Raw genomic sequence first — 10,838 nt, forward strand, 5'->3', positions numbered from 1 at the left:
GCAGGTATTAAAGCCTCATTCAGCAGTACGTTAAGCGGGCATTTCGGGGTGGGGTATAGCCATGGTGCCGGTGTGGAGTCCCCGTGGAACGCGGTGGCTGGTGTGAACTGGTCGTTCTGACCATCAACGATTAAACTGCGCTTCGGCGCAGTTTTCGTTTACAGGATGTTGAAAGAGAAAATTCTGGGGCAAAAAAAGCCCGCCAGTTACGGCGGGAAACCTCATCCTATGGGAGAACAATGAATAATGAAATTGCGGGGTTATCATCTCCCAGTATATCCACACTAACAACAGGGTTATTTACTCAACCAGGCATAAACATTTTGTTCTGTGCGTGGGAACAGCCTTAAGGTGTAAAGGGGGAGGTGGAAATAGCAATGAGGAGTATCAGCAAGAATACTCGCCGCTTTACCACAACGTGGATGAGAGGGATGAAAAACTCAAGGCAGAAATGACTCTGCCTTGAAGATAAATGCGTTTTTACAGCGGGCTTATTTCAGCTCTTCTGCTTCCGGTAAGGTCACGTTCAGCTCAAGAATAGAAATATCGCCATCTTTTTGCTCAAGCTGTACGGTTACCATCTCAGGATCAATTTGTACGTATTTACAAATGACCTCAAGAATATCTTTACGCAACTGCGGCAGATAATGCGGTTCTGCATCGCTGCGACGGCGTTCAGCAACAATAATCTGCAGCCGTTCTTTTGCAATGTTGGCTGTGTTTTTCTTCCGCGAGAGAAAGAAATCGAGTAATGCCATAACTTATCCTCCGAACAAGCGTTTGAGGAAGCCTTTCTTCTCTTCTTCAATGAAGCGGAAAGGACGTTCTTCTCCCAACAGACGTTCTACGGTATCTGCGTAGGCTTTACCCGCATCGGCGTTAATGTCGAGAATGACCGGTTCACCCTGGTTAGAGGCGCGCAATACTGATTGATCCTCTGGGATCACGCCGACGAGTTTGATGCGCAGGATCTCCAGCACATCTTCCATGCTCAGCATGTCACCTCTGCTTACGCGGCCTGGGTTATAGCGCGTTAACAGCAGGTGCTCTTTAATAGGCTCTTCGCCATTTTCTGCGCGGCGTGATTTCGACGCCAGAATGCCTAAAATACGGTCAGAGTCGCGTACTGAGGAGACTTCCGGGTTGGTGGTAATAATGGCTTCGTCTGCAAAATAGAGTGCCATTAACGCACCGGTTTCAATCCCTGCCGGGGAGTCACAAACGATAAATTCAAAATCCATCGCTTTCAGATCATCAAGAACTTTGGCGACCCCTTCACGGGTGAGGGCATCTTTATCGCGTGTTTGCGATGCCGGAAGAATATAGAGATTTTCAGTACGCTTATCTTTAATTAACGCCTGATTTAGCGTTGCATCGCCCTGAATGACGTTGACGAAATCGTAAACGACCCGGCGTTCACAACCCATAATCAGGTCGAGATTACGCAGGCCGATATCAAAATCTATCACGACAGTTTTCTTTCCCTTCTGGGCCAAACCAGTGGCGATGGCCGCGCTGGAGGTTGTCTTACCAACACCCCCTTTGCCCGAAGTAACAACAATAATGCGTGCCATAGAAATTCCTTGTTAAAAAGGGATCAATTTAACGGTTGAACGGTCAAAGCGTTTTCGACTAACTGCAGTCGCGCCGCTTTGCCATAAAATTCTGCTGGGATTTGATCACTCAGCCAGTATTCACCTGCGATGGACACCAGTTCCGCCATCAGGTTCGTACAAAATATTTGCGTTTCCCGGTCACCACTTGCCCCTGCAAGCGCACGACCGCGCATCATGCCATAGACATGAATGTTCCCATCGGCAATCAATTCGGCCCCAGCGCTAACGTGGCTTGTAACAATCAGATCACATTGTGGAGCATAAATACGCTGACCGGAACGCACCGGGGTATCTATTAAACGCGTTTTTGTGACCGGCGTTGTATTTTGCGCTGGAGCCTGTGGTGCGGGAGCTGGACGCGGCGCTTTTTCCTTTCCTTCCGTCAGGATAGGCAGCCCCATCTTTTCAATTTCGGCTTTAAGTTGCGCATCTTTGCAGCCACTTACGCCAATAACCCGCAAACCGGTTGCCGAAACCGCCTTATGCATCGCTGACCAGTTTACCGGGTCTTCCAGTGCACTGACGTTGAGTACAACGGGGGCATGTTTTAAAAATGCGGGGGCCTGAGCGATTTTGTCTTCCAGCGCCTGATGGATAACCTTAGGTTCTGCCTCATGCAGATGAACCACAGATAAAGTGAAGCTACTGCCTTTAAGCTCGATTGGCGTGTTTGACATCCTGGCCTTACTCAATTAGCTATTAATCATCGCCAGCGCGCGATGATGTTCCGAAGACTATAAGGCATGTTATAGTCTGGATTATATTGAGGCAAGTCACCCTCCCATTTATTCAGAGTAAAAGTCTATTCTGTGATAAATGGCGCTGATTCATAGCTTAAAAAATACCCTTGTCAATCAACCCATTGCCGTCGTACTTTTGATTGTTCTTATTTACGCTTCCTTTTTCCGCACCCTAATCGTGACAGCATCTCCAGACCTGTTTAAATATCCAGTATTGAGGCAAGTGTATTTTTTCACCACGCCAGGCTTTCTTAACTTTCCATTTTTTGCGGCATCATTAAAGAACAGATACCCGTTATCTTAATATCCGCCACAGAATTGCTCTATCATAGAAACCGCAGAAGACGTCTGATACTTCTGTCAGGTCATCGTAACTCGTCCAGGTCAGCGGTTTTGATTACGGATTGATGATGAAATGAGCATAAGTGTTGTACGGTTGGATTATCAGGATGTGCTATGAATATGATGCGTATTTTTTATATCGGATTGTCAGGTGTGGGGATGATGTTCTCATCAATGGCGTCTGGACATGACGCTGGCGGACTTCAATCTCCGGCGTGCGGCGTTGTTTGCGACCCGTATATTTGTGTGAACTCAGATGGCATTTCCCCAGAGTTAACAAGGAAATATCTCGGCGAAAAAGCCGCTGAAAACTTACAATCATTACAAGGCTACGATCCCAGCGAATTTACATTCGCTAACGGTGTATTTTGCGATGTTAAAGAAAAATTATGTCGTGATGATCGTTATTTTGGTGTGGATGGTAAGCGGAGTGGAAAAATCAATCAAATCACCACAAAGATGTTATTTATGTGTCGTGAGTGATGCCTTGTTTACATTATGTTCTATTCGGCATTGTCTGCTATTCGTCATTAACCTCTTGAGCGACAGAGAGGAGTGGGGCGTTAACGTTTATGACGGGGAGAGTCCCCGTCGGTTGACATTTACTTAATTTGAATATCGACGTTATATTTTTTAGTTTTGTTTTTACGGGCGTCGTTTCGGGTTTGCAGCACTCGCAGCTCATATTTGCCAGAAGCAGGGAGTGAGTATTGTCCGTGACTATCGAGTTCTGGTGAATATCTGGATAAATCAACTGAATCATCGATTCCTGGCCCGAAGAGGTAAGTATCAGCGCCTTCATTAGAGATACTCACATGCACTTTCTGACCTTTTTTGGCATAGAAGGTATATGTATCGTAATCGTATCCCTTTATTTCGCCGGAGTACTGAGCGCTGCTATGGCCTTTGCTGAACTCAACATTGACATTCTTACCCGCAGCAAAGCTCGTGGAGGTTAGCAGTGCAAGCAGCAATACAGCCTTACTGATGCTCTTGATTTTCATTGGTAGTCTCCTGTTCAGAATGAGTACGATGAACTGTTATAATATAACAATCCCTTACGGGAGAATTCCAGTGGCTTTTCTGCGTTCGGTAAAATCCCGGCGCGGCATTTTTTGCCGGGGGGATTACTTATAAAGGGGCATGGACTCAACAAACCGTAGAAATCTACAGCTGGCTGGCTTGTGGCGCGGGTTTCATTGATGTTAGCTTATGCCAAAACCTGGCATCTTAAAGAGTAAAAGTATGTTTTGTGTGATTTATCGAAGCAGCAAGCGTGACCAGACCTATTTATATGTCGAAAAAAAAGACGATTTTTCGCGTGTTCCTGAGGAACTGATGAAAGGTTTTGGTCAGCCTCAGTTAGCGATGATTCTGCCGTTGGATGGGCGGAAGAAACTGGTCAATGCTGATATTGAAAAGGTTAAACTGGCATTAACCGAGCAAGGTTACTATTTGCAGTTACCGCCACCACCCGAAGATTTGCTGAAGCAACATCTTTCCGTCATGGGGCAGAAAACAGACGACACTAACAAATAACCGATATCCGGCGGTGGCATTATCTTTGTCGGCGCGGGTTTTCATATCCACGATAAGGTGAGGGGAACGTTATGTATCAACATCACAACTGGCAAGGTGCGCTGCTGGATTATCCGGTGAGTAAAGTAGTCTGTGTTGGCAGTAACTATGCCAAACATATTAAAGAGATGGGCAGCGCAGTGCCCGAAGAGCCAGTGCTGTTTATTAAACCAGAAACGGCACTGTGCGATCTGCGGCAGCCATTGGCGATCCCATCCGATTTCGGTTCAGTTCATCATGAAGTCGAACTGGCGGTGTTGATTGGCGCGACGCTGCGTCAGGCTACGGAAGAGCATGTCCGCAAAGCCATTGCCGGTTATGGCGTGGCGCTCGATCTGACATTGCGTGATGTTCAGGGAAAAATGAAGAAAGCCGGGCAGCCGTGGGAAAAGGCTAAAGCGTTTGATAACTCTTGTCCGCTTTCCGGGTTTATTCCCGCGGCGGAATTTACCGGCGACCCGCAAAATACAACGCTGGGCCTGAGCGTAAACGGCGAGCAACGTCAGCAAGGTACGACTGCGGACATGATCCATAAAATTGTTCCGCTGATCGCTTATATGAGCAAGTTTTTTACCCTCAAGGCCGGTGACGTTGTGCTGACAGGCACGCCTGATGGCGTCGGCCCGTTGCAAAGCGGTGATGAGCTGACAGTCACTTTCGATGGGCATTCTTTGGCAACTCGCGTTTTGTAATACTTTTTGCCGCCTGAAAGCGGCGGCAAAACTTGCATCGCTGTGCCAGACTGGTTATAAGGTGCGTTTTAACGTAATGGCGGAACACCTGATGAGCGATGTATCTTTCTGGCAAAGTAAAACCCTGGACGAAATGAGCGATGCGGAATGGGAGTCGTTGTGTGATGGTTGCGGTCAGTGTTGCCTGCATAAACTGATGGATGAAGACACCGACGAAATCTACTTCACTAACGTCGCCTGTCGCCAGCTCAATATTAAAACCTGTCAATGTCGGAACTACGAACGTCGTTTCGAGTTTGAACCCGACTGCATTAAATTAACCCGTGAAAATCTGCCAACATTCGAATGGCTGCCAATGACCTGCGCTTATCGTTTGCTGGCGGAAGGTAAAGATTTACCTGCGTGGCATCCGCTACTTACTGGTTCGAAAGCGGCAATGCATGGTGAACGTATCTCTGTGCGTCATATCGCAGTGAAAGAATCAGAAGTGATTGACTGGCAGGATCATATCTTAAATAAACCTGACTGGGCGCAGTGATAAATTTAATAGATGTTGATGGGGGCTTTCTTAATATACGTCTGGATGCTCGCCATTTCGTAGCCCTGTTTTTGAAAGCGCTCTGTCATAATGAGAGTTACCCGATACCTTATTATCAACAGGTAACTCTCAATCTTTAAAAAACGTCTGTGTTTTTAAATGTGATAAACCTTATACCTTGAGTACATGGAGAGAATAATCGCTTATCAGACTTCAGGTACCTCAAAGAGTGTCTTTTTACCGTGTCTTTTCTGATACTCATTACAGGTGTTAATCATTTTTTTGGCCGCTTCTTTTAGCAAAGAAAGCATTAAATCATCATAATCAACATAGAATCTGGTTGTTTCAGTTTCCGTTTTTATCTCCCCGATGGCGGCTATTTCGGTGGTTAATTTCAATTTGGCGGCATCGATATCTTTATTCGCTTGTTTAACCGTGTTAGACAGGGTGGTAAAGAAACTCTGCACAGATTTTAACTTGTTCTTCAATTCTGGGATCAGTTTCCCTTCAACTACGCCCGCAGCAATAGAATAGGAAATGATTAATCCAAATGGACCAGCGACGACACCGGCTGCGGCACCGGCATACGCTTCCTTCCTGATTTTATCTACCTGTGACTGGAAATAGCTGCTTTTTTCTGAAAAATCATTGGTTAACTGGCTATCTAACGCCAGCAGTTTCCCGGAAGCGTTGTTGAAACTTTGTGAGCTTACCAGCAGGGATTTTTGCGCTTCATTCAGCTTCGTGATGCCGTCATCCAGTACCTTAATGAGAATGTCTTTCTGGGCGGATGCTTTCTTCTCATTGTACTCATCAAATAGCAAAATATACGCTGCGAGCAATTGCGTCGCAACACCACACCATTCATACACTGTTTGGGTTGCTTCAAAATACTTATCCTGGCTATCCATAAGTAAGGTTTTAATATCGCCGACTAAAACGGAGGCTGCCTGTGAATACTCCTGTTTAAAGCGACTTAACTCTTTTATGGTTTCATCAAATGTCTGCCAGGGGATGACCTGATCGAGATATTTATTATAAAGATCTAATGCTCCATCTGCGGTTTCGATTGCGTTTTTAACTACCTCTACCGTTTTATCTGCAACGATTTCAGTCATAATCATTCGCCTCTTTAAATATATAAATTGTAATGAAACTCCTGTTTTACAACTATTAATGAATTTTACTTCATCTAATTCATAGTTAGCTGGGAGAGATGCGTCAATGTCTTTATTTCTATTAATATGATAAATATCAAACAATGTTTAATGTCATTATGGCGAATGCTTCTATTCTATTTTTTAGCCGGGTGATATTTTTCATTTCTGCTGGATGAGCGTCGTCGCCAGAAGGCCACGTGAGCACAGGATAAGAGAACGAAAAATCAGCAGTCTATGCAGCGACAAATATTGATAGCCTGAATCAGTATTGATCTGCTGGCAAGAACAGACTACTGTATATAAAAACAGTATAACTTCAGGCAGATTATTATGTTGTTTATCAAGCCTGCGGATCTCCGCGAAATTGTGACTTTTCCGCTATTTAGCGATCTTGTTCAGTGTGGCTTTCCTTCACCGGCAGCAGATTACGTTGAACAGCGCATCGATCTGAATCAACTGTTGATCCAGCATCCCAGCGCGACTTACTTCGTCAAAGCAAGTGGTGATTCTATGATTGATGGTGGAATTAGTGACGGTGATTTACTGATTGTCGATAGCGCTATTACCGCCAGCCATGGTGATATTGTCATCGCTGCTGTTGACGGCGAGTTTACGGTGAAAAAATTGCAACTACGCCCGACGGTACAGCTTATTCCCATGAACAGTGCGTACTCGCCCATTACCATCAGTAGCGAAGATACGCTGGATGTCTTTGGTGTGGTGATCCACGTCGTTAAGGCGATGCGCTGATGTTTGCTCTCTGTGATGTAAACGCGTTTTATGCCAGCTGTGAGACGGTGTTTCGCCCTGATTTATGGGGTAAACCGGTGGTTGTGCTATCGAATAATGACGGTTGCGTTATCGCCCGAAACGCTGAGGCAAAGGCGCTGGGTGTTAAAATGGGCGATCCCTGGTTCAAACAAAAAGATCTGTTTCGTCGCTGTGGCGTGGTTTGCTTTAGCAGCAATTATGAGCTTTACGCAGACATGAGCAATCGGGTGATGTCGACGCTGGAAGAACTATCGCCCCGCGTCGAGATTTACAGTATTGATGAGGCATTCTGCGATCTGACAGGTGTGCGTAATTGTCGCGATCTGACTGATTTTGGCAGAGAAATTCGCGCAACGGTGCTACAACGTACCCATCTTACTGTTGGTGTGGGGATCGCCCAGACCAAAACGTTGGCTAAGCTTGCCAATCATGCGGCAAAAAAATGGCAGCGGCAGACGGGGGGGGTGGTGGATTTATCAAATCTGGAACGCCAGCGTAAATTAATGTCTGCTCTCCCCGTGGATGACGTCTGGGGGATTGGACGGCGGATCAGCAAAAAACTGGACGCGATGGGGATCAAAACCGTTCTCGATTTGGCGGATACAGATATCCGGTTTATCCGTAAACATTTTAATGTCGTGCTCGAAAGAACGGTGCGTGAACTGCGCGGCGAACCCTGTTTGCAACTGGAAGAGTTTGCACCGACGAAGCAGGAAATTATCTGTTCCCGCTCGTTTGGTGAACGCATCACGGATTATCCATCGATGCGGCAGGCCATTTGTAGTTACGCTGCCCGGGCGGCGGAAAAACTTCGCAGCGAGCATCAATATTGTCGGTTTATCTCCACATTTATTAAGACGTCACCATTTGCGCTCAATGAACCTTATTACGGCAATAGCGCGTCGGTAAAACTGCTGACGCCCACTCAGGACAGCAGGGATATCATTAACGCTGCTACGCGATCTCTGGATGCCATCTGGCAAGCGGGCCATCGCTACCAAAAAGCGGGCGTGATGCTGGGGGATTTCTTCAGTCAGGGAGTCGCGCAGCTCAATTTATTCGATGACAACGCACCGCGCCCCGGGAGTGAGCAATTGATGACGGTAATGGATACACTGAATGCTAAAGAGGGCAGAGGAACACTCTATTTTGCCGGGCAGGGGATCCAGCAACAATGGCAGATGAAGCGTGCCATGCTTTCACCACGTTATACAACGCGAAGTTCTGATTTACTGCGGGTCAAATAAATATAGCGGCAGGAAAAAAGCGCTCCCGCAGGAGCGCTGAAGGGATTAGCGACCGAACAGGTCACGTTTTTTCGCTTTAAACGGCTGGGAAATCACCACCAGCACCGCGACAATCAGGTAAGCGATAAAAATACCGAGCAGCCACTGCGGCATTTCCAGACCTAAAAAATCCCACTGACGCTCGGCACAATCGCCAGAGGCGACAAACACTTGCGGCACCCATTTATCCAGCGGCAGCCATTCCGGGAAACGAACCATAAAATCACAGGTGGCAAACGGCGAAGGATAGAGCTGAAGCATGGTGTGCTCGTAAGTTAACTGCACACCGCGGAACGCACTATACAACCAGATAACCATCGCTACATAACGCAGCGGAGTTTTCGGGGCGATCGCGCCAATCAGCGCAGCACCCAGAACGCCGAATAACGCACAACGTTCATAAATACAGAGCACGCAAGGTTTCAGTAACATCACATGCTGGAACCACAGCGCCGTCAGTTCCAGTGCCAGAGCAGTAAACGCCATCAACAGCCACGCGCCCCGGCCTTGTGAACATTGGTTCAAAAATCGCAACATAATCATTTCCCTGCAATATGCATAGAGTGCGCAGTTTAAACCAATTCATTCGCTGCGCCACCAGGAGGCAGCAAAAATAGGAAGCAATTGGACAATTATCGGGCGAAAAGGCAAACCGGGCATTTATATGCCCGGTAAGTTGTTATCAAAGCGTTGCTATCCAGCCCATTTGCATAAACCATTCGGTTACAGGGGCAAGCGTAAACTCGACGCAGAGCAAGCCGACGAGTGTCAGTACGAGGGTGTAAGGCAGGGCCATCCACACCATGCGGCCATAAGAGAGGCGAATCAATGGCGCGAGTGCAGAGGTCAGCAGGAACAGGAACGCAGCCTGACCGTTCGGCGTAGCGACGGAGGGCAGATTGGTACCGGTATTAATGGCGACCGCCAGCAGCTCGTATTGCTTCAACGTGATAGCGCCACTTTCCATTGCCGCTTTCGCTTCGTTGATATAAATCGTCCCCACGAAGACGTTATCCGAAATGGATGACAGCAGACCGTTGAAAATATAGAACAGCGACAGCTGAGCATGTTCCGATGCCTGCAACACAAACTGAATAATTGGCGAAAACAGTTGTTGGTCGATAATCACCGCGACTACCGAGAAAAACACCGTCAACAGTGCGGTGAATGGCAGAGATTCGGTGAAGGCTTTACCGATAGCATGTTCATCGGTGACACCGGTCAATGATGTCGCCAGAATAATGACTGACAAACCAATCAAGCCAACTTCCGCCAGATGCAACGCCAGCGCAGTCACCAGCCAGACGCCAATAATCGCCTGGACAATCAGACGGATTTTATCCTGACGGGTACGCTGGTGGCGGCTTTGATCGTCAAACTGTTGCAACACTTCGCGGACTTTCTCCGGCAGCGTTTCACCGTAGCCAAACCAACGCAGCTTCTCTACCAGCAGGCAGGTTAACAGGCCACAAATCAGAACCGGAACGGTCACCGGCGACATGCGCAGGAAGAAATCGCCAAAATGCCAGCCAGCCGCTTTAGCGATGATCAGGTTCTGTGGTTCGCCCACCATGGTCATCACGCCGCCTAATGCAGTGCCGACACCGGCATGCATCATCAGGCTACGCAGAAAGCCACGGAACTGTTCCAGAACCACTTTGTAATGCTTGTCGATATGACTATCGTCTTGCAGGTCGGTATCTTCGGTACGGGAAGAGGCTACGCGGTGATAAATACCATAAAAACCGACAGCAACGCTGATCACCACCGCCACGACGGTTAAGGCATCGAGGAACGCGGAGAGGAACGCTGCCGCCACGCAAAAAGAGAGCGACAGCAGCATTTTGGAGCGAATGCTTAACAGCAAACGGGTAAATATGAACAGCAACAGCTGTTTCATAAAATAGATACCCGCCACCATAAACATCAATAACAGCAAGACTTCAAGATTTGCCGCCACCTCTTCACGGACGTGTTCCGCGCTGGTCATGCCGATGAATACCGCTTCGATAGCCAACAGACCACCGGGGAGCAGCGGGTAGCATTTCAGGGCCATCGCCAGAGTGAAAATAAATTCCGCTACCAGCAACCAGCCCGCGACGAAAGGGCTGATGA

13 protein-coding genes are annotated in these 10,838 nt (G+C 47.5%); 6 read left to right on the forward strand and 7 right to left on the reverse strand.

Annotated elements, in window-relative coordinates:
* Positions 1 to 491 precede the first annotated feature (491 nt).
* From minE to minC, 3 genes are read right to left on the reverse strand one after another with little or no spacing between them, the layout of a single operon-like run.
* Positions 492 to 758 carry a cell division topological specificity factor MinE gene (gene minE, locus QZF50_RS20380; RefSeq protein WP_001185665.1) on the reverse strand — a complete coding sequence of 89 codons (267 nt, stop codon included), beginning with the start codon at positions 756 to 758 and terminating at the stop codon, positions 492 to 494.
* A gap of 3 nt (positions 759 to 761) precedes the next feature.
* Positions 762 to 1,574 (reverse strand): septum site-determining protein MinD, encoded by an 813-nt coding sequence (minD, locus tag QZF50_RS20385; protein ID WP_000101055.1) that lies wholly within the window; start codon positions 1,572 to 1,574, stop codon positions 762 to 764.
* A gap of 23 nt (positions 1,575 to 1,597) precedes the next feature.
* The gene (gene minC, locus QZF50_RS20390) at positions 1,598 to 2,293 is read right to left on the reverse strand and encodes a septum site-determining protein MinC (RefSeq protein WP_000072536.1); all 696 of its coding nucleotides are present in this window, start codon (positions 2,291 to 2,293) and stop codon (positions 1,598 to 1,600) included.
* Positions 2,294 to 2,812: 519 nt separating this feature from the next.
* Between minC and QZF50_RS20395 the strand changes: the two genes are divergently transcribed.
* A complete protein-coding gene (locus tag QZF50_RS20395) occupies positions 2,813 to 3,181 on the forward strand; it encodes a YcgJ family protein (protein ID WP_001056831.1) in 369 nt (122 codons plus the stop codon).
* A 119-nt stretch (positions 3,182 to 3,300) separates the two neighbouring features.
* On the opposite strand, the gene pliG is transcribed toward QZF50_RS20395, so the two are convergent.
* Positions 3,301 to 3,702, reverse strand: coding sequence for a g-type lysoyme inhibitor PliG (pliG, locus tag QZF50_RS20400; RefSeq protein WP_000695223.1), 402 nt, complete (start codon positions 3,700 to 3,702; stop codon positions 3,301 to 3,303).
* Positions 3,703 to 3,943: 241 nt separating this feature from the next.
* On the opposite strand from pliG, the gene QZF50_RS20405 reads away from it, so the two are divergent.
* The 3 genes from QZF50_RS20405 (at position 3,944) to QZF50_RS20415 (ending at position 5,506) form a co-directional block, all read left to right on the forward strand.
* Positions 3,944 to 4,237: a YcgL domain-containing protein gene (locus QZF50_RS20405; RefSeq protein ID WP_001297679.1), complete on the forward strand. Its 294-nt coding sequence runs from the start codon at positions 3,944 to 3,946 to the stop codon at positions 4,235 to 4,237.
* 71 nt (positions 4,238 to 4,308) lie between these two features.
* Complete coding sequence (locus QZF50_RS20410) at positions 4,309 to 4,968, forward strand: fumarylacetoacetate hydrolase family protein (RefSeq protein ID WP_000284276.1); 660 nt, start codon at positions 4,309 to 4,311, stop codon at positions 4,966 to 4,968.
* Between the two features lie 91 nt (positions 4,969 to 5,059).
* Positions 5,060 to 5,506 (forward strand): YcgN family cysteine cluster protein, encoded by a 447-nt coding sequence (locus QZF50_RS20415; protein ID WP_213044687.1) that lies wholly within the window; start codon positions 5,060 to 5,062, stop codon positions 5,504 to 5,506.
* Positions 5,507 to 5,712: 206 nt separating this feature from the next.
* On the opposite strand, the gene hlyE is transcribed toward QZF50_RS20415, so the two are convergent.
* Positions 5,713 to 6,624: a hemolysin HlyE gene (gene hlyE, locus QZF50_RS20420; protein WP_001306826.1), complete on the reverse strand. Its 912-nt coding sequence runs from the start codon at positions 6,622 to 6,624 to the stop codon at positions 5,713 to 5,715.
* A 372-nt stretch (positions 6,625 to 6,996) separates the two neighbouring features.
* Here hlyE and QZF50_RS20425 point away from each other — a divergent pair, with 372 nt between their 5' ends.
* Together QZF50_RS20425 and umuC are read left to right on the forward strand one after the other, a co-directional pair.
* Positions 6,997 to 7,416: a translesion error-prone DNA polymerase V autoproteolytic subunit gene (locus tag QZF50_RS20425; RefSeq protein ID WP_000897378.1), complete on the forward strand. Its 420-nt coding sequence runs from the start codon at positions 6,997 to 6,999 to the stop codon at positions 7,414 to 7,416.
* Complete coding sequence (gene umuC / locus QZF50_RS20430) at positions 7,416 to 8,684, forward strand: DNA polymerase V catalytic protein (RefSeq protein ID WP_000457616.1); 1,269 nt, start codon at positions 7,416 to 7,418, stop codon at positions 8,682 to 8,684. Before QZF50_RS20425 ends, umuC begins: the two co-directional genes overlap by 1 nt.
* 45 nt (positions 8,685 to 8,729) lie before the next feature.
* Here the strand turns inward: umuC and dsbB are convergent, their stop codons facing one another.
* Together dsbB and nhaB are read right to left on the reverse strand one after the other, a co-directional pair.
* Positions 8,730 to 9,260: a disulfide bond formation protein DsbB gene (dsbB, locus tag QZF50_RS20435; protein ID WP_000943459.1), complete on the reverse strand. Its 531-nt coding sequence runs from the start codon at positions 9,258 to 9,260 to the stop codon at positions 8,730 to 8,732.
* A gap of 145 nt (positions 9,261 to 9,405) precedes the next feature.
* A partial coding sequence (nhaB, locus tag QZF50_RS20440) for a Na(+)/H(+) antiporter NhaB (protein ID WP_290388964.1) occupies positions 9,406 to 10,838 on the reverse strand: 1,433 nt, incomplete at its 5' end.

It is taken from the genome of uncultured Escherichia sp. (assembly GCF_948475835.1).
Taxonomy (GTDB): Bacteria; Pseudomonadota; Gammaproteobacteria; order Enterobacterales; family Enterobacteriaceae; genus ECMA0423.